This is a genomic window from Rhizobium sp. CB3090 (genome assembly GCF_029714285.1).
In the GTDB taxonomy this organism is placed as follows: domain Bacteria; phylum Pseudomonadota; class Alphaproteobacteria; order Rhizobiales; family Rhizobiaceae; genus Rhizobium.
The window spans coordinates 181,048-199,169 of sequence record NZ_CP121664.1 but is presented as its reverse complement, the minus strand read 5'-3'; the positions used below and the strand labels follow the sequence as shown (position 1 = coordinate 199,169).

General features: G+C 57.3%; 15 protein-coding genes and 3 pseudogenes. 7 read left to right on the top strand and 11 right to left on the bottom strand.

Annotation, left to right across the window (positions count from 1 at the left end; all coding sequences use genetic code 11):
* Nucleotides 1-267: 267 nt before the first annotated feature.
* The 8 genes and pseudogenes from QA646_RS27795 to ccoN form a co-directional block, all read right to left on the bottom strand.
* Nucleotides 268-948, bottom strand: a complete 681-nt coding sequence (locus QA646_RS27795) for an OmpW family protein (protein ID WP_283060954.1) — start codon at nt 946-948, stop codon at nt 268-270.
* Nucleotides 949-1,356: 408 nt separating this feature from the next.
* Nucleotides 1,357-1,503, bottom strand: a pseudogene (ccoS, locus tag QA646_RS27790) (cbb3-type cytochrome oxidase assembly protein CcoS); the annotation flags it as partial.
* Entirely contained in the window at nt 1,500-3,794 is a 2,295-nt protein-coding gene (locus tag QA646_RS27785; RefSeq protein ID WP_283060953.1) for a cation-translocating P-type ATPase, read from the bottom strand. The pseudogene ccoS and the gene QA646_RS27785, both read right to left, overlap by 4 nt.
* Nucleotides 3,791-5,392, bottom strand: a complete 1,602-nt coding sequence (gene ccoG, locus QA646_RS27780; RefSeq protein ID WP_283060952.1) for a cytochrome c oxidase accessory protein CcoG — start codon at nt 5,390-5,392, stop codon at nt 3,791-3,793. The genes QA646_RS27785 and ccoG overlap by 4 nt, the downstream gene beginning before the upstream one ends.
* A 375-nt stretch (nt 5,393-5,767) precedes the next feature.
* On the bottom strand, nt 5,768-6,631 hold the full coding sequence (ccoP, locus tag QA646_RS27775) for a cytochrome-c oxidase, cbb3-type subunit III (RefSeq protein WP_283060951.1): 864 nt from the start codon (nt 6,629-6,631) through the stop codon (nt 5,768-5,770).
* 1 nt (nt 6,632) lies between these two features.
* Entirely contained in the window at nt 6,633-6,785 is a 153-nt protein-coding gene (locus tag QA646_RS27770) for a cbb3-type cytochrome c oxidase subunit 3 (protein WP_104825658.1), read from the bottom strand.
* A 9-nt stretch (nt 6,786-6,794) separates the two neighbouring features.
* Nucleotides 6,795-7,526, bottom strand: coding sequence for a cytochrome-c oxidase, cbb3-type subunit II (ccoO, locus tag QA646_RS27765; RefSeq protein ID WP_283060950.1), 732 nt, complete (start codon nt 7,524-7,526; stop codon nt 6,795-6,797).
* Between the two features lie 7 nt (nt 7,527-7,533).
* A complete protein-coding gene (gene ccoN / locus QA646_RS27760; RefSeq protein ID WP_283060949.1) occupies nt 7,534-9,150 on the bottom strand; it encodes a cytochrome-c oxidase, cbb3-type subunit I in 1,617 nt (538 codons plus the stop codon).
* A gap of 376 nt (nt 9,151-9,526) precedes the next feature.
* On the opposite strand from ccoN, the gene QA646_RS27755 reads away from it, so the two are divergent.
* The gene (locus tag QA646_RS27755) at nt 9,527-9,970 is read left to right on the top strand and encodes a pseudoazurin (protein WP_260305712.1); all 444 of its coding nucleotides are present in this window, start codon (nt 9,527-9,529) and stop codon (nt 9,968-9,970) included.
* A gap of 230 nt (nt 9,971-10,200) precedes the next feature.
* On the opposite strand, the pseudogene QA646_RS27750 reads toward QA646_RS27755, so the two are convergent.
* The 3 genes and pseudogenes from QA646_RS27750 to QA646_RS27740 all read right to left on the bottom strand — a co-directional run bounded on the left by QA646_RS27750 (nt 10,201) and on the right by QA646_RS27740 (nt 12,635).
* Nucleotides 10,201-11,868 (bottom strand): annotated as a pseudogene (locus tag QA646_RS27750) (IS66 family transposase).
* A 45-nt stretch (nt 11,869-11,913) separates the two neighbouring features.
* Nucleotides 11,914-12,267: an IS66 family insertion sequence element accessory protein TnpB gene (tnpB, locus tag QA646_RS27745; RefSeq protein ID WP_283060948.1), complete on the bottom strand. Its 354-nt coding sequence runs from the start codon at nt 12,265-12,267 to the stop codon at nt 11,914-11,916.
* Complete coding sequence (locus QA646_RS27740) at nt 12,264-12,635, bottom strand: transposase (protein ID WP_283060947.1); 372 nt, start codon at nt 12,633-12,635, stop codon at nt 12,264-12,266. The genes tnpB and QA646_RS27740 overlap by 4 nt, the downstream gene beginning before the upstream one ends.
* Nucleotides 12,636-12,649: 14 nt before the next feature.
* Between QA646_RS27740 and QA646_RS27735 the strand changes: the two genes are divergently transcribed.
* From QA646_RS27735 to QA646_RS27710, 6 genes and pseudogenes are all read left to right on the top strand, one after another.
* Entirely contained in the window at nt 12,650-13,948 is a 1,299-nt protein-coding gene (locus QA646_RS27735; protein WP_349254282.1) for an STM4012 family radical SAM protein, read from the top strand.
* Entirely contained in the window at nt 13,945-14,913 is a 969-nt protein-coding gene (locus QA646_RS27730; RefSeq protein ID WP_283060946.1) for a methyltransferase domain-containing protein, read from the top strand. Before QA646_RS27735 ends, QA646_RS27730 begins: the two co-directional genes overlap by 4 nt.
* A 93-nt stretch (nt 14,914-15,006) precedes the next feature.
* A pseudogene (locus QA646_RS27725) lies at nt 15,007-15,594 on the top strand (MFS transporter); the annotation flags it as partial.
* Between the two features lie 75 nt (nt 15,595-15,669).
* A protein-coding gene (locus tag QA646_RS27720) for an IS5 family transposase (RefSeq protein WP_283061019.1) occupies nt 15,670-16,433 on the top strand; the annotation gives its coding sequence in 2 pieces (ribosomal slippage) (nt 15,670-15,997 and nt 15,997-16,433; 765 coding nt in all).
* 198 nt (nt 16,434-16,631) lie between these two features.
* Nucleotides 16,632-17,012, top strand: coding sequence for a hypothetical protein (locus QA646_RS27715; RefSeq protein ID WP_283060945.1), 381 nt, complete (start codon nt 16,632-16,634; stop codon nt 17,010-17,012).
* Nucleotides 17,013-17,425: 413 nt separating this feature from the next.
* Nucleotides 17,426-18,118 carry a carbonic anhydrase gene (locus tag QA646_RS27710; protein WP_260305708.1) on the top strand — a complete coding sequence of 231 codons (693 nt, stop codon included), beginning with the start codon at nt 17,426-17,428 and terminating at the stop codon, nt 18,116-18,118.
* Nucleotides 18,119-18,122: the final 4 nt, after the last annotated feature.

Genomic DNA, 18,122 nt, shown 5'->3' with positions numbered 1-18,122 from the left:
TCGTACGACCAGAATATCGCGCCGCACCCGGATACGATGGGTCAAGTGAACTCTTTGCGAACTCAACTATGCTGTGACTTGTCGCGGCTTTGTTCCATTTCTCAAGCTAGTCCACTTCGAGTCCGACTTTGATCTTCTCATTAGTTTGACGACCAAGTTGGCACGCTCGTACCCGGCATCACTGGCTGCCAATGTCATCCAAACGCTTCTCGAGCCTTGAATGACACAACTCGCTAAAACACCAAGGAATTTTGATGAGTCTACGGCCTAGAAACGATAGGTTACGCCCGCGCCAAGCAGCCACGGATCGAGCCTGGCCTTGCCGCTGACAGCGGCGCCGCCGACGTTGGCATCGAAATCAGGCCTCACGAAGATCTTTTTTGCATCGAAGTTCACACCCCAGTGGTCGTCGATCATATAGTCAAAGCCCGCCTGGAGCGCGACACCGAAGGTGTTTTTGACATCAAGGCTACGAGCACTTTTTCCTGACTGGTTGTAGAACAGCGTATAGTTGATGCCGGCGCCGACATAAGGCCGAAAAGCGCCAAAGTCGGTGAAATGGTATTGTAGGGTGAGCGTTGGCGGCAGCAGCCAAGTCTTGCCGACCTCGCCGAGCGCTGAAATCGAGCCTCCGCCATGGACCTTGGCGTAGGTTGTGGCCAGGATGAGTTCGGCGGCTATATTCTCGGTGAAGAAATACGAGATATCGAATTCCGGCACGACCGTGTCCGAGAAGGAAAGATCCGAACCCGACAATCCGTCGACGCGCCCAGAGTCAGTGGTGATCACGCCAAGCGCCCGCAGCCGTATCTGCCATGGGTTTCTGTTCGCTGCCGCGGGAATGGGAGCCCTACTTGGTGGTGTCGTCAGATCGGCAGCCTCCGCGGTGCTCACGGTACCCAATATTGCACTAGCGATAATGACCCGTACGATGTCGTTGGAAGTCATCCTTGTCTCCTTCGATCTGATATTCGTCAATCGAGGAGCAATAACATCGGCTGGCACGTCAGGATTTGAGGCGGCTCAACTAAAGAAAATTGCACTGCCTGTCGCAGACAAACCCTAGCCTTGTGTGGCAATTTCGCAACGTTCGGGCACTTGAATGACGCTTGCCGCAAAAGCGAAATGGAATAACAACGGCATCATTGGAAAAGGCCTTTGCTGCAGCTTTGGATCATTCGCGTTTGGCCCTTACGACTACCTGGACAGGAAGCCTTGCGCAATTCAACATGCTTTCGAATCGTCATTTCGGAAAAGGCTCTTCGTGTTAGACCGTCTGTGGCTTCCAGGCACTTGGGAATTTAGCAGTTTCGTCGGGTCATCTGCGCCGGCGCCTGTCGTTTGTTGCTCCCCGTCGGGCGCATTATCCTCATTCACTAAGATGCGCCACGAAGCTCCTTCCAAATCATCATACTGTCCGCTCTTTAGCGACCACAGAAAGCCTCCCAGGCCGAGCGTACCCATGAACAATGCCAGCGGGATCAGGTAGATCAGCATATTCATGAGGTAGAACTCCCTACTGAGGCTGCATATTTGCCCGCATGCCTAAGTTGCTCCCGTCGATTCCACCCGAGCCGCAATGCATTCGTCACGACGATCAGCGAAGACGTGGACATGGCGACAGCGGCGATAAGCGGTGTCGCATAGCCCGCGATGGCGATCGGAACAGCCAGCACATTGTAACCGATGGCAAGGGCGAAGTTCTGGCGGATCAAAGCTGCCGCGCGACGCGCGACGCCGATGGCCTCCGGAACCGCGTCGAGGCGGTCATTCAGGAAGACGAGGTCGGCCGCCTGTCGGCCAATATCGGAGGCGGTCGCGGGAGCCATCGACACATGCGCTGCCGTAAGCGCCGGCGCGTCGTTGATACCGTCACCAACCATCATGACCTTGTTGCCTACTGCGGCTAAGCGTGCGCACTCTTCGACTTTCTGCTTCGGATCCAATTCCGCAATCCAGCGATCCACATGCAATGCCCGTGCCGTCGCCTCGACGACTGCTCGCCGATCGCCGGACAGGATCATTGTATGCAGCCCCGCAAGACTGAGCTGACGAATGGCTACGGCTACTCCGGGACGAAGCGTGTCTTCGAAATAGAATCGGGCAAGTGCGATACCGTTCCTCGACAGAACGACCTCGGAGAGCGAGTCACCCGCTTCTTTTTCTTCGCGGGGCGGGCTCGAACAAGCGAACTGCATATTGCCGAGACGATATAGGCCGTCGCTCGTTTGGACTTCCAGGCCCGCGCCCGGAATCTCGACAACGCTGTCGAACCGTTGCCCGTTGCCGCCGGCACTCCGCAGCAACGCCTGGGAGAGTGGATGCCGGGAATGCGCGGCAAGACCGGCCGCAATCGCCCTTTCCTCCGGCCCCGCGCCCACCATCTCGATGAGACATGGCTGGCCCATCGTCAAAGTGCCGGTCTTATCGAACACGACGGCATCGACCTCGGCGAGACGTTCCAGAGCAGAACCATCCTTGATCATGATGCCGCTGCGAAACAGTTTCCCGGCGGCGACGACCTGGACGACCGGTACGGCAAGACCAAGCGCGCACGGGCAGGTGATGATGAGCACGGCAACCGCCACCAGCATCGCATGCTTCCAATCCCCACCGATGAAACCCCAGGCAAGAAACGAAACCAGCGCAAGCAGGTGGACTGCCGGTGAGTAAAGGCTTGCAGCTCGGTCCGCGATCCTGCGATAGCGCGCCCTGCCCCCTTCGGCAGCTTCCATGAGGCTGATAATCTCGGCGAGCAGAGAGTTCTCCGCGGTCTTCGTGACGCGAATGGTCAACGAGGCCATGAGGTTCATCGAACCCGACCGAACCTCCGTGCCATTCCCGACTGCGACCGGCACGCTCTCGCCTGTGACGATGGAGAGATCGAGTTCGCTCGTGCCGGCGATCACGACGCCATCGGCGGGGACGCGCTCGCCGGCGGCGATAAAGATATGGTCGCCAATGCCTATGTCCTCTACCGAAACATATCGCCTGCTGCCGTCGGCCGTTATCAACAAGGCACCGCGGGGTGCGAGCCTCGCAAGACCATTGACCGCGGCTCGCGCTTTCTCGCGCATGATATGGTCGAGCGCGCGACCGATCAGCAGGAAGAATAGCAGCGAAACGGAGGCATCGAACCAGGCGTGCTCTCCGTGATGGATCGTCTCCCATAATGATACGGCATAGGAGAGCGTGACAGCGAGAGAAATGGGCACATCCATGTTGGTCCGCCCGTGCTTCAAGGCATTCCACGCCGAGCGAAAAAAGAAACGGCCGCCGTAGATAAGGGCCGGCGCGGCGATCATCGCGGAGATCCAATGGAACAGGTCGCGGGTTGCCGCATCTGCGCCGGACCAGACCGATACCGAGAGCAGCATGATATTCGCTGCGGCAAAGCCGCAGACACCAACGGCCAGGAGCAATTGATTGCGCAGGCTATCCGTCTGTTCCGATAGCGAGTTGGGCGAGAAGACGTGGACGCGATAGCCTGTGCCCATAATCGCCGACAAAATACCGGTCGGATCGACCGGCGTGTCCTCCAGTCGCTCGACATAGATGCAACTGACTCGCCGGGCGGTCAGATTGACCCGGGCGCGCGTTACATAGGGAAGTTTCAGCAAAGCTCCCTCAATGGTCGAGATGCAAGCGCCACAGTGCATATCGGGGACGCTCAGGTCCAGTTGACGCAAACCGTTCCCCAACGGATGGCTCGCAAGAGTGATCTCTTCAGCACTGAAAGAACGGCTGCTCGATAGTGCCAATGTGCTTTCGGCGTCCATGGTGCAGCAAGTCATTGGCCAAACTCCGCCGTATCGATGCATTTATATCCCCGAGGTGTGTTGAAGGCGGCCCGGTACGTCGCCCGATCCGCGTGATTTTCGTCCTCTATGACGAACAGGAATTCCTTGATCGTCTCCGCCTTGGCCTGTTGCGTTACGAACACTTTGAGCGAGGTGGCCGCGTCCGGATCGGCAGCGACAGTGAAGTGCCGGCCTTCCTCCTTCGAGAGTTCGGGGATCTTCATCGTCGCTCCTACTGCGCCCTCCAGTCGGATATCGATTTTCCTCGGCGCCGGGACCATGTTGAGAACGCGAAGCGTATAACCGTTGCGGATCGATCCATCCGATTCCAGCACATATTGCGGATTGCGATCGTGGAGCACGTTCAGCTCCAGCCGCTCCCTGAGCGCCAGATGCACGAGCATCGCCACCCCGACCGCTGCCCATACAGCGGCATAAAAAAGAACGCGCGGCCTGAAGATCACCCGCCAATTGAAGTGCCGAATGCCCTCGATGAAGCTGCCGTCAGGGTTTCGCACGAGGTTCGGCTGCACGGCGACCGTGCCGCCGTTGGTCGCCAGGCTCATGTTGGCGGCGTACTCGCTCAGCGTCGCATAGGAGATCAGGCCGCGCGGCTTATCGAGCTTGTCCATCACGCCGTCGCAGGCGTCGATACATAGGGCGCAGGTGATGCACTCCATCTGCTGACCATCGCGGATGTCTATGCCCATCGGACAGACCGCCACACAGGCATTGCAATCGACGCAATCGCCGACCGGCTGGCCCGCTGCCTGAGCTTTTTTGGCATGGCGGGAGCGAGGCTCACCGCGCCAGTCATTATAGGTGACGACCAGGGAATTTTCGTCCAGCATAGCGCCCTGGATGCGGGGCCACGGACACATGTAGGTGCAGACCTGTTCCCTCATCAGCCCACCAAGAACGTAAGTGGTCGAGGTGAGAATGGCGACCGTGGCATAGGCGACCGCCGGCGCTTGGCCCTTGATTAAGGCAACGGCCAGGGATGGCGCATCCGCGAAATAGAATATCCATACGCCACCGGTGAGGACGCCGATGAGGACCCATATGCTGTGTTTGGCGACCCGCTTTGCAACCTTGTCCGGCGTCCAGGGACCAGCATCGAGTTTCATGCGCGCGTTGCGATCACCTTCGATCGCGCGTTCCACGACAAGGAAGAGATCGACCCAGACCGTCTGTGGACAGGCATAACCACACCATGCCCGTCCCACCGCCGAGGTTACCAGAAACAGGCCAAAGCCGGCCATGACAAGCAGACCGGCCACATAGAAGAACTCCTGGGGCCATATCTCGATGAAAAAGAAGAAGAAGCGACGAGAGGCCAAGTCGATGAGAATCGCCTGATCGGGCGCATATGGACCTCGGTCCCAGCGAATCCAGGGAGAAAGATAGTAGATGCCGAGCGTGATCAGCATCACGATCCATTTGAATCGCCGGAACCGACCCTGCGCCCGCTTTGGAAACACCTTCTTTCGTGCAGCATAGAGTGGCTGACGGTTGCGCAGGACACCAACGTCGTCGACGTCTGAGCGTTCGATGCGATCGTCAACTCTCGTTGGAGCTATGTTGAGGCTCATCGCATGCCATCCTGTTGATGATCCTCATCCCGCATTTGACGAGCCAAGCGTTCTTGACACAAGTCTGGGAGAGAAAAGTGAGCCCATCGGCTCAATCAAAAGGAGAGCCACACTCCGCGAGGGGTGTGGCTCGGAGGAACTACGAGCCGAAGCACGAAGGGACGTCCTCCAGTGCCGGAGAATAGCAGCTTGCTCGCTTGCAATCGTTGAGTGAAATCAAAATCCTGCCAACTTTTTCAGTTCGACGCGCAAGTTTTCTGGCTGCCCCGAACGCAACCGCCTTGCTTAAATGGACAAGATTGTGATCGACTGCTGACCGTGTCGTCCGTCCGGCCATGAGGATTGTGATGCACGTGAGTTCGTGATTTTTCTTTTCTATTTTCCGCCGCCCAGGGAATGAACAAATACGGTCAGCTCCTTCACGGTGGTTTCGCCCAGCCGGGCCGACCAAGCCGGCATAACGCCGTGTTTCGGCAGGGTCACCTGGCGGATAATCGCCTGCTCCCCTTTCCCCTTGAGCCAGATCGCGTCAGCGAGATTTGGGGCTCCAATCTCCTGTTTGCCCCTGTCGTCTTCACCATGGCAGGCAGCACAATTATCGAGGAAAACCTGCTTGCCGGCGTCGGCCGCCGTCGGATCGAAAGCTGTGTCGGTCAAGCCCCAAACGTAAGCGGCTACCTGGCGTATCTGCGCGCGTTCGAGCACATCACCGAAGGCAGGCATCTCAGAGACGTGCGTCTCGGGATCTGCCTCGAAGCGGATGCCGTGAGCGATGGTTTGTTGAATGGCGGGAAGACTGCCGCCCCATAACCAATCGTCGTCGTTCAGATTGGGAAACCCCGGAGCGCCGGTGGCACCGGAGCCATGACACGGCGCGCAGTTGACCTTGAAGGCAGAGGCGCCGCCAGCGATGGCAAACTCGCGCAGCGTCGGATCGGCATCGATTTCTCTGACGGTTTTCGCGGCGATGAGATCGTGAAACCGAGTTTGTGCGACCTTGGCCTCTTCCACTTGCTGCTGCAGTTCCGCGCGGCTCGAAAAGCCGAGCAGTCCTTTGGTGGTATCCCTGATCAGGGGTATGGAGGGATAGGCGATGGCATAGCCGATGGCCCAGAGGATCGTGGCATAGAATGTCCACACCCACCATCGCGGCATGGGATTGTTGAGTTCACGGATGCCGTCCCATTCATGGCCCGTTGTTTCGACGCCGCTGAGTTCGTCTATATGTTTGTCCGACATCTCAATCATCCTTCAGAGGTATGTCAGCGGCTTCGTTGGCGATCTTTTGGCTACCTGGCCGGAGCGTGAAGGCGATAGCCCCTACGAAAAACAAGGCCATTGCGAGAAGCCCCCAACTGTCGGCGAAGTGACGCATTGCAGTATATGTTTCCATGGTGGCACCTCAGCGATAACCGGTGGCATCGTCATAGGTCGAGAAATCGACCAGTGTTCCGAGCATCTGCAGATACGCGACGAGCGCGTCCATCTCAGTCAGCCTGGTGGGGTCGCCGTCGAAATCGCCAACCTTCGCTTTCGGATATCGCGCCAGCAGATCGGTCGTATTTGCGTTCGGATCGGCTTGCGCCCGCATGTCGGCTTCCGCATTCGCCAGCATGTCTTTGCTATAGGGCACGCCGACATCCTCGTTAGCCTTGAGATCCATGCCGATATCCTTAACCGTGACGTCCCTCTCTTTGAGGAAGGCATAAGTGGGCATGATCGACTCCGGCACGACCTCGCGCGGGTTGGACAGATGCTGGACGTGCCATTCGTTGGAATAGCGACCGCCGACACGCGCCAGATCCGGTCCCGTGCGCTTCGAGCCCCACTGGAACGGATGGTCATACATGGACTCGGCGGCGAGCGAATAATGGCCGTAACGCTCCACTTCGTCTCGGAACGGGCGGATCATCTGGCTATGGCAGAGGTAGCAGCCTTCGCGGATGTAGATATTGCGCCCTGCCAGCTCGAGAGGCGTATATGGGCGCATGCCTTCCACCTTCTCGATCGTGTTCTGGAGATAGAACAGCGGCGCGATTTCGACGATGCCGCCAATGCTGACCACCAATAGCGATCCGACGAGCAGCAGGGTGGCATTTTTCTCGAGGATCTGGTGTTTGGCGAGTATTGACATGTTTATCTCACTCGGCGGCCTTGGCGATGAAAGCGCTTGGGATCGCGGCTTCGTCGCGCTGGCGCCCCCGGATGGTCATTGCGACGTTCCAGGCCATGATCACTCCCCCCGCCAGATAGAGAGCACCGCCGACGGCGCGCAGGAGGTAGTAGGGAAACATCGCAGCCACGGTCTCTGCGAAGGAATAGACGAGGAAGCCCTGGCTATTGTATTCGCGCCACATCAGGCCTTGTTGAATGCCGGCGACCCACAGCACCGCCGCGTAGATAACGATGCCCAGCGTGGCGAGCCAGAAATGCCAGTTGACCATGCGGAGGCTGTAAAGCCGCTCACGTCCCCAGAGCTTTGGCGTCAGGTAGTAGATGGCGCCGAACGTGATCATGCCGACCCAGCCGAGCGCGCCGGAATGAACGTGACCGATGGTCCATTCGGTATAGTGACTGAGCGAGTTGACCGTCTTGACCGACATCATCGGGCCTTCGAAGGTCGACATGCCATAGAAGGCGATCGCGACGATCATCATGCGGATGATCGGGTCGGTGCGGATCTTGTCCCAGGCGCCCGAAAGCGTCATCAGGCCGTTGATCATGCCGCCCCAGGAAGGCATCCACAGCATCACCGAGAAGACCATGCCCAGCGTCTGCGCCCAGTCGGGCAATGCCGTGTAATGCAGGTGATGTGGACCAGCCCAAATGTACATGAAGATCAGGGCCCAGAAATGGATGATCGACAGGCGGTAGGAATAGACTGGGCGGTTCGCCTGCTTCGGCACGAAATAGTACATCATGCCAAGGAAGCCTGCCGTCAGGAAAAAGCCGACGGCGTTGTGGCCGTACCACCATTGTGTCAGGGCACCCTGCACGCCCGAAAATAGCGAATAGCTCTTCGAGCCGAGGAAAGACACCGGCACAGACAGATTGTTGACGACGTGCAGCATGGCGATGGTGACGATAAAGCTCAGATAGAACCAGTTCGCCACATAGATGTGCGGCTCCTTGCGCTTCAGGATCGTTCCCAGATAGGTGGCAAGATAAGCGACCCAGACAATGGTGAGCCAGATGTCGACATACCATTCGGGCTCGGCATATTCGCGGGCCTGTGTGATCCCGAGAACATAGCCGGTCGCGGCCATGACGATAAAGAGTTGATATCCCCAGAACACGAACCAACCGAGATTGCCGCCGAAGAGCCGGGCTCGGCAGGTGCGCTGGACGACGTAGAAGGAGGTCATTATCAACCCGTTGCCGCCGAAGGCGAAGATGACCGCGGAGGTATGAAGTGGGCGGAGCCGGCCAAAGTTGAAATACGGCGCGATGTTCAGATCCGGATAGGCAAGCTGGAGGGCGATCACGACACCGATCAGGAAGCCAATCACCCCCCAAAAGACGGTCGCAATCAATCCATAGCGGATGACCTCGTCAAAATAGGCTCCGTTTTTGGATTTGGCGCTCACTGTCTCGGGGGAAAAATCAATCCGCCGCAAAAGCAGCACGGTGCCCGCAAGCAGACAGAAAAACAGGATCCCCATCTGGGTTGCAAAAAGCTGATCATGAGAGGCCCCCGCGCCGACCAGTGCCAAGAAAGCCCCGACCGCAACCAGCACGGTTTCAGCGGTGTAATTCATGTCATGGTTCCCGAAGCGCAGACGACCGCGCCACAGGCGGCCGTCTTTCTCGCCAGTTGGGGAACTATTCGCACGTGAGGGGCACTCAGTCCTTGATCTCTCTCAACGATCGCTGCGATTTTTGTTTGATGACCCACCTGATTGCATCCCATTGCGCTTTGAATCACCCGAGGATGAGGCGCGTTGGGAGTGTTCTCATTGAGAACGTGAGCCGGAACGCGTGGTTGCCGCAGCGACCTCTCCGCGCGCGGATGGACACCAGCCACGCATGATTTCGCAGAATTTGATCAAAGATTGCTCGATCTCAAGGAATGTCGGCCGGTCCGCGCCTAAAACTTCGGGCCGGTTAATCGGGCTATCGCGAAGGAGATCAGAAATGCGTTTGAAAATCTATACGATCGTCGCAACGGCGGCGCTGGCCACATCAGCGACGCCACCGTTGGCCGCGGACTACCAGATTCGGATGGTGAACAAGGGCACGGACGGCGCAATGGTCTTCGAGCCAGGTTTCACGAAAATAGCACCAGGCGACACGGTCACGTTTATTCCGGTTGATAAGGGACACAATGTCGAAACGTTCAAGGGTTTGATCCCAAAAGGCGCACCGGAGTTCAAATCCAAAGCAAACGAAGAATATCGGGCAAAATTCGATATACCCGGCGCCTATGTGGTGAAATGCACGCCACATGCCGGCATGGGCATGGTGGCGCTCGTTCAGGTTGGCGACCACCCGACCAATCTCGATGCCATTAAGACTGCAACCGTTCCAAACCTCGTGCGCAAGCGCCTTGACGCTGACCTCGCGCAGATTGCCGAATAATGCCGGCCGCAGGAGAAAGGAGCATGCAATCATTTGCAAATTCCCTGCGGGAAGCAATCGGGCAAGGCGACCTTAAGGCGTATGTCTATAGCTACCCCCCAAAACGGACATATAAAGAGCTTGAAAACGTTAGTTTGAGCAATGTGTGGGATTCAAAGTATCCATACGCCGTGGACCGCGGAATTTCCTCGCGCGCGTGAACGGTTGCTGACGTATGATGGGGCTGATGTTCAGGCGTTGGGCTGAACCGGGGCCTTCTCGGCCTCCCGCAGCCTCTTCCATTCCCAGGGGAGCAGCTCGTGCAAGCGGGAGACGGGAAGATCGGCGATGCGGGCGAACACGTCGGCAAGCCAGGCTTTTGGATCGACCTCGCTGAGGCGGCATGTGGTGATGGCGGTGAGTATGACGGCAGCGCGGTCGGCGCCGCGCTGGGAACCGGCGAAGGTCCAGTTTCGTCTGCCCAATGCAAGGCCTCTGAGCGAGCGCTCCGCGGCGTTGTTGGTGAGACAAACCCTTCCGTCTTCGAGGAACAGGGCAAATCCCTCCCAGCGCTTGAGCATGTAGTCGATCGGTTCGATGACGTCGGACGATTTGCTGAGCGTGGCGCGTTCCTTTATCAGCCACGCGTGCATGTCGTCGAACAGCGGCTTGCTCCTTTCCTGGCGCACCGCCCGCCGTTCTTCGGCGCTCAGTCCGTTGATCTGCCGCTCGATCTCGAACAGTTCGTCATAACGCCTGACGGCCTCCAGAGCGATCGGCGAGATCGGCTTGCCATTGCGCTTCTGATCCCTGGCATTCTTCTCGATATCGGCCAGTACGAAGAATTTCCGACGCGAATGGGCATGGCAGAATGCAAAGGTGATCGGCACCTTCTTCGTCCTGGCAACGATGTCCGGCTCGAACCCGTTGTAGCAATCCGTCTGCAGAATGCCGCCATACTCGGCCAGGTGCTTCTGCGGATGTTCACCACGCCGGTCACTCGACGCATAATAGATCGCCGCCGGCGCATCCGTACCCCCGAATGGCTGGTCGTCCCGGACGTAGCTCCATATTCGCCCGGTCACGCATTTGCCCTTGGCCTGGATCGGAATGGTGGTGTCGTCACCGTGAAGACGTTCGGCCGCGAAGACATGCTTCTCGATTAGGTCGTAGACCGGCATGAGGGCCGCCGTCCCAAAGCCGACCTGATCGGCCAGCGTCGAGGTCGACAGGTCTATCCCTTCGCATTTGAATCGTGTGCTCTGCCGTTCAGCGGGCTGTGCATCCCGAACTTGTCGAAGACGATCGTCGCCAGCAGATGCGGGCCAATGAAGCCGCGCGGCGTGGCATGGAATGGTGCCGGAGCCTGGCTGATCGCCTCGCAATCGCGGCAGGTAAATTTCTCGCGAACCGTCTCGATCACCTTGAAGCGGCGCGGTATCTCCTCGAGCGTCTCGTTAACATCCTCGCCCAGCTTCGACAGACGCGGCCCGCCGCAGAATGCACAGACGGTCGGAGGGTCGATGACCACGCGCTCACGCACGACATCCTCCGGCCAGGGTTTGCTTGACCGTCGCTTGCGGGTGAACGACCGCACGCTCGACGTTCTGGCGGCAGCCGCCTGGGCCGCCACCTCGTCCTCCGTCGCTGCCATCACGACTTCCTCGAGCTGCAACTCCATCTGGTCGATCAGACGCGCCGTGCGCTCCGATCTCTGGCCCTTGAGTTCGCGCTTCAGCTTTTCGATCGCCAGTTCCAGTCTGGCGATCAGCGCCTCGCTATCTGACAGCATGGCCTGCGCATTGGCAGCGTGCGCCACCGCGATGTCCCGTTCGGCGACGACCGTATCGTGCTGCGAAAGCAGCGCCAGATAGGCGCTCGCAAGGTCCGCAGGAAGATCATGATGGCTTCGACATCATGAAGCTATTCAATCAGATTCATTCAATTTATTCAATGAATTAATGCTATCCGACCCGCGTCGGACGAAAGGTTTCCTGCGGGTTGCGCCAGTCAATTCCAGACAGAAGATAACTGAGCTGCGCAGGTGAGATCGCAACCGCGCCGCCTTCCGTAGTCGGCCAGATGAACCTCCCACGGTCGAGCCTTTTTGTAAAAAGGCAGCTTCCCTGGCCGTCACTCCAGATTACCTTTATCAGTGATCCGCTGCGACCGCGAAACACAAAAAGATTGCCGTCCAGCGGCCTCAGCTTCAACACTTCCTGCACCCGCAACGCCAAAGCGGCGAACCCGCACCGCATATCCGTATGGCCCGTCGCTATCCAGACCCGCACATTCTGACCGGAGGGCAACGTGATCATCGCAGCGTCTCCAGGCCTCGCACGATCTGAACCAGGACCTCAACATCGACGCTGCCGTCCACGATCAAACGACGGCCGTTCGCCGCGACAACTTCGATCCGGCCAGCTCCTGGTGTTGAGCTTGCCGCCGCACCTGGCTCAGGAGCTACAACGGCCGGGACGAAGCCGCTGAAAGGAGCAGCAATATCGAGTTGCCACGCCCGCGCCAGGCGACGCCACTCATATAACTGCGATCGCGATATTCCATGACGTCGCGCTGTTGTCGCACACTGACCGGGCTCAGAGTAGCTTTCCGCGACAATCTGCAGCTTCATCTCTCTGCTGAAGCGCCGTCGCCGCCCAATATCGACGATCTCAAGTCGTTCCATTCCGCTCTGTCCTTATTGACGTCAATAAAGACAGTGCCTGCCATATCGGACAGCCTTACGGCAGGCGGCTCAGCTCGTACGCATACGATTCAAACGACCAGGCGCCGGTATCGTTATATATACATGTGCCATTTTGCCGATATAGGTGCACCTATTGTACGCTCTTTTTGACCACGCGGCACACGGAGGGTCTTATTCGACGTTATGTCCAAAAGATCTGCTGGCAGATACGCCTTTATGCAACATTTGCGGGGCACAGACCTGTGGCATCGCTCTATATCGGCGGCGGAACCCCGACTCTCCTGCCCATGGATCAGCTTGCCCAAATTTTCTCCTCCATTCGAAATGGCTTCCCAAATATCGACCGTTCAACCGAGCTGTGCGTGGAAGGCTCTCCCGACACTCTGTCCGGGGAACTGCTAGATTTTTTGAAGAACCAGGGCGTGAACCGGATCAGCATGGGAATCCAAACGATGGATTCCGTCGAACTGAGAGCGTCCGGACGCCCATATCCGGTTTCTGTGTCAATTTCCGCCATCGAAGCCATTCGGACGCGTTTTGATAATTTCAACCTCGACTTGATCTACGGTCTCTTCCGTCAAACACAGGAAAGTTGGAAACGCTCGCTGGAGCGGGTTTTGTCCTTTCGGCCAACAACCGTTTCGCTCTACCCGGCGGTCACCCGGCCACTCACTGCTGTGCAAAAGCAGCAGCGATCGCAACCTGGGGAATATGTGGAAGACCATGTCAAATATGCGATCTACGACAGCAATGTCGATTTTATGCAGGATAATGCGTATCGGCAGGAATCCTTCACCCGTTTTACCTGTCTTCCCGAAGGCACCAGCGCCTACAGCCAGGAAACGTCTGACTTTCTCGGCATTCCGACGATAGGCATAGGAGCAGGCGCGCGAAGTTATAACGGGAAATACCACTACAGCCTCGACTATGCTGTCGCGCTGAAGAACGTCGGCAAAGTCATAGACGATCACGTAAACCTCGAACTCACTGGCCGGAATTTGCTGAAATATGGAGTGATACTAGACGAATCCGAAGAACGTTTGAGATATTTTCTACTCAATCTTACCCTCAACCAGCTTTCAGAATCGGATTATTCACGGCGCTTCAAACGGCATCTCCGAGCCGATTTTTTGGAAGTGATAGATGCTCTGGAAGTCGAAGGCTGCATCGATTTGCGGTCCGATGGGGCCATCCGCCTGACCCGGAAAGGTTACAAATACAGCAAACTGATAGCCCATCACCTCTTCTCGGACCATGTGAAGATCCGTGAAGAAAGGTACGTCCCGAAATGAATGACAGTGAGCGGTTTTGGGAACGAGGTTATTCGGATCCCAACGTCTGGACAATGGGCGGGCCAAGCATCGAAGTCTATGAGGTAGAACAGCAACTGCCAAGAAACGCAACGGTCGTCGACCTAGGGTGCGGCGAAGGCAGGAACGCTCTCTTCCTTGCGTTCAGGGGGCACACGGTGACCGCATTGGAATCGTCATCGAGCGCGGTCAGAAAGCTGAGATCGGTTACCGCCAAGCATTCGTTGAATATCAATGTGATCGAAGGGAGAATTGAGGATTTCGTGCCTGATCAGAGGTACGACCTGGCTCTCGCGCACTCTTCGTTGCATTTTGTGAGCAAGGATGTGTGGGTTCCGTTGGTCAATGAGTTGAGACAACGGACCAACGAGGGCGGATTTCACAATTTTACAACAATCATCGGGACTTCCCGGTATCCCGTTCCGTACGAGTGCCGGCACTCCAATTCATTCGATCGGGGCGATCTTGAATCATTATATGCAGATTGGCAGGTACTACGCTCTGATTTCTATGCAAAATGGGATTCCCATCCCGGGATTGCGACGCATGTCCACGCAGTAGAAAAATTTGTGTCCAGAAAGGCAGTGCCCGACGGCCCTTTGCCATTCACCAAAGTCGACCTGTCGAACAGCGACGAGCTGTCTTGCGACTTGTTCGAAAAGATCCCGCTCGGGATGCATGTTGCGGACGTCAGCCTGTTATGCGTCCGACCGACGACGGTCAATCGGATCGAAATGCCCGGAGTGAACCTTACCTCGCCGACGGAACTGACACGCGGCTATGCTGTTGAAGAGTGGTTCTTTGGCAAGCATGCGCTTCAGTTCACGCAAGGCGTGCTGACGGCCAAGTACGAGTACTTTACGCAGCCGATCTCGTTGCAAACGGTCCCGGGGACGTCAAACGGGTTTGAGGCAGGAGCCCATCTCGGCTCGCAAAACACAAAATGAAACCAGGGCATATGAGGACTGCTGAGAGCATGGGGGCAGAGCTGGTGGAAAAGAGACCGCGCAAGAAGCCGCCAATCCAGCACGGTTGGCGGCATGGATAGTCGAATTCTCGTACTCACTATTGCTGTGTTTATCACAGGACTGGCCGAGAACGTTTTCATCGGGGTGCTGCCGGATATGGCCGGCAGCCTTGGAGTAAGCGAGTCCGAAGCAAGTAGCGTCATTTCAGTTTTCTCGATCACCTATGCCTTCTTCGCGCCGATCGCTGCACTGATTTCCTATCGTTTCGATCCAACCGACGCTCGTCGCAGCGATATCGATCTTTGCAGGAAGCAATGTGGCGGTCGTGATCGGTGGATCGGGGCTGCTCGTGATAAGCGCCCAAGGATCATCACGGCAATGGCTTGCGCGCAGATATCGGTGTGCGCCGTCGGTTCTGCAGTTCAGATCGTCTCGGAAAGAGACCGAGCTCGTGCCATAGCCGCCGTGTACCTTGGAATAGGCGGCTCACTTTTTTTGGGGGTGCCTCTGGGCATTTGGATTACACATCTGGGTGGTTGGCGCGCCGTAGGCCTTGCGATGATCGGGCTATCTGTCGTCACTATATGGCTTGTAATCGTCCGACTACCGAATGTCCGGTCGAGGAGCAAGCGCTCGCTTTTTGGCAAATTGTATCTAGGGTGTGGTGACAAATTAACGTTTTGGATTCCATCTGAGGCTCAAATCAGATTCAACGCTAGCTTTTGGAGGTTAGCGATGGATGGCGAGACACTTCGAGACGATCAGTGGGAGCGGCTGAAACCGTTTGTACCGGGTGGCCGTAAGGGCCGGCGTGGTCCTCGTAGCGACGGTCGCCGATTCTTCGATGCGGTGTTGTGGCTTGCCCGCTCTGGTGCACGCTGGCGCGATCTACCCGAAGATCGTTTCGGTCCTTATCAGACTGTCAAGCGGCGCTACTATCGCTGGATCGAACAGGGCGTATTCGACCAGATCTTTGATACTGTGGCTGCCGATCCGGACATGGAATGGCTGTCCATCGACGCCACAGTCATCCGGGCGCAGGCACAGGCCGCTGGTGGACGTCGAAAAAGGGGGGAGCGCAAACCCAGGCTCTCGGCCGTTCCCGAGGCGGATTTGGGAGCAAAATCCATGCTGTAGTCGATGCGCTGGGATTGCCGGTTCGCTTCCGACTCGGTCCCGGACAACAAAACGACATGGCACCCGCCTGCGACCTCATTCGAGGGCTGCCAGCCAAGCAGGTGCTTGCGGATCGTGCCTACGACGCCGACAGCCTGCATGACATCATCCTCGACCATGGCGGCGAACCGGTCATTCCACCTCGCCGTCACCGCAAGCATCAGCATGCTTACGATCGCCTCGCCTACAAGCAACGATGGGGTATCGAGAGCTTCTTTTCCAAGCTCAAACAATGGCGGCGCATCGCAACACGCTACGACAAGCTCGCCGCCCACTTCCTCGGCTTCATCAAGCTTGCAAGCATCATGCTATGGATCAAATAGTTAAATCGTCACCACAGCCTAGCTCATTTCCGAGATCGCAATCAGATGATGGCGCAGTGTGTTTCCATTTTGTTCATTGCAGGTCATTTCACCCTCTTCAGTTATTTGACCTCTTACGCCGCAAGCAAGGGGTTCTTCGGGCCACATTGGGAGGCCTTTCTTTACGCGGTTTTCGGGTCGTCGGGCATGGCGGGCGGCATGCTTGCCGGTATTCTCTCTGACGTCGCAGGTCGTCGGCTCGCGCTGGTCGCCAGCCCTGCAATCTATCTCGTCACAACGTTGCTGTTATGCATGTCAGAAAGCAGCATCTTTTTTTTCGCGAGCCTGTCAATGTGGGGATGCGCGAGCTGGTCGATCTCGCCGATCGTCCAAAGCTATATTGCGGATCTCGGCCGAAGCCCGAGCGACATTATCATCGGTGCGAATGTCACCGCAATGCACATAGGCGTTGCCGGCGGCGCCGTAGTCGGCGGCAAGCTTATTGCAAATTATGACGTGTCGGTGCTGCCGATCGGGGCAGCCGGCCTGGCTGCGATAGCTTTGGCCACGGCCATCTTATCGGTCAGAAGCTCGCATTGATGGTGCGCTGCGGCAGGTGATCGCGTCCACCTGCTCGATGTGGTTCTTACGAGCGTTCGTGGAGCCATTGCGCCGAATCTCAGCACTGCGCCTCCATCGAGCAGGACGGAAAACTTCGTAGTTGCTTAAAATTCCGCATCGCAGCATCCCGTTGAGGACCTACTACCAACTTTAATCGATGCCTGCTCCGGCAATTGCGGTCTCGCGGACGTCCACCGGGCTTTTCCGGGCAGATATGGCGACAAGCCGTGATCAAGGACTGAGCACACCCATATTATTACAATATAGAATAACGCGATCGACGCCTTGGCATCCTCTTTGCTTATCACACTTCCATCTCGCAGTTGCGAAATGATTTCCGCCGAGGCAGGCGCGCGCCCTGCTTCCATCCACCCCCACAATGAGGACTTGCTATGGGTGATCTACTAAAAGGAATCTCGAATTTCCGCGGTGCCGTGTTCCCGAACTACCAGGCACTTTACCGCAAGCTTGCGCAAGAGGGACAGCAGCCGCACGCCTTGATGATTTCGTGCGCCGACAGTCGAGTCCTGCCAGAAACCATCACGCAATCAGGACCAGGCGAGCTGTTCGTATGCCGCAATGCCGGAAATATCGTTCCACCATTTTCCACCGCAAACGGTGGCGTTTCGTCCGCAATAGAATATGCCGTCGTAGCTCTCGCGGTTCGAGACATCATCGTTTGTGGCCATTCCGATTGTGGCGCGATGAAAGGCCTCTGCCGTCCCGAATTGCTAAAATCCATGCCGAACGTCGCCGCTTGGCTGAAGCATGGTTGCGCTGCGCATTCGATCGTTTGCCAAGCCTATCCGGCCGACCTTTCCGAACGTCAGAAGGTCCGCGCTATCGCCATGGAGAACGTCATTGTTCAGCTTGACCACCTGCGCACACATCCGTCCGTCGCAGCCAAACTTGCGACCAATGACATAACGCTGCACGGGTGGTTTTTCGATATCGAAACCGGCGAGGTGGAGGTTTACGACGGGTCGGCCGCTCGCTTCACAAAGATACGCGAGGACGGGCCGTTACCGGTTGCCGTTACCGGTCGTGATCGGCCGCAAGTCGCAGCCGCAGTTGCAGCGGAGTAGGGCC

Excerpts from the sequence above, each read along its gene's own strand:
- QA646_RS27785 (WP_283060953.1), bottom strand. The coding sequence starts at position 3,794 with ATGACTTGCTGCACCATGGACGCCGAAAGCACATTGGCACTATCGAGC.
- QA646_RS27755 (WP_260305712.1), top strand. The coding sequence starts at position 9,527 with ATGCGTTTGAAAATCTATACGATCGTCGCAACGGCGGCGCTGGCCACA.
- QA646_RS27740 (WP_283060947.1), bottom strand. The coding sequence starts at position 12,635 with ATGGAACGACTTGAGATCGTCGATATTGGGCGGCGACGGCGCTTCAGC.
- ccoG (WP_283060952.1), bottom strand. The coding sequence starts at position 5,392 with ATGAGCCTCAACATAGCTCCAACGAGAGTTGACGATCGCATCGAACGC.
- QA646_RS27730 (WP_283060946.1), top strand. The coding sequence starts at position 13,945 with ATGAATGACAGTGAGCGGTTTTGGGAACGAGGTTATTCGGATCCCAAC.
- tnpB (WP_283060948.1), bottom strand. The coding sequence starts at position 12,267 with ATGATCACGTTGCCCTCCGGTCAGAATGTGCGGGTCTGGATAGCGACG.
- QA646_RS27770 (WP_104825658.1), bottom strand. The coding sequence starts at position 6,785 with ATGGAAACATATACTGCAATGCGTCACTTCGCCGACAGTTGGGGGCTT.
- ccoN (WP_283060949.1), bottom strand. The coding sequence starts at position 9,150 with ATGAATTACACCGCTGAAACCGTGCTGGTTGCGGTCGGGGCTTTCTTG.
- QA646_RS27710 (WP_260305708.1), top strand. The coding sequence starts at position 17,426 with ATGGGTGATCTACTAAAAGGAATCTCGAATTTCCGCGGTGCCGTGTTC.
- QA646_RS27715 (WP_283060945.1), top strand. The coding sequence starts at position 16,632 with ATGCTTGCCGGTATTCTCTCTGACGTCGCAGGTCGTCGGCTCGCGCTG.
- QA646_RS27795 (WP_283060954.1), bottom strand. The coding sequence starts at position 948 with ATGACTTCCAACGACATCGTACGGGTCATTATCGCTAGTGCAATATTG.
- ccoP (WP_283060951.1), bottom strand. The coding sequence starts at position 6,631 with ATGTCGGACAAACATATAGACGAACTCAGCGGCGTCGAAACAACGGGC.
- ccoO (WP_283060950.1), bottom strand. The coding sequence starts at position 7,526 with ATGTCAATACTCGCCAAACACCAGATCCTCGAGAAAAATGCCACCCTG.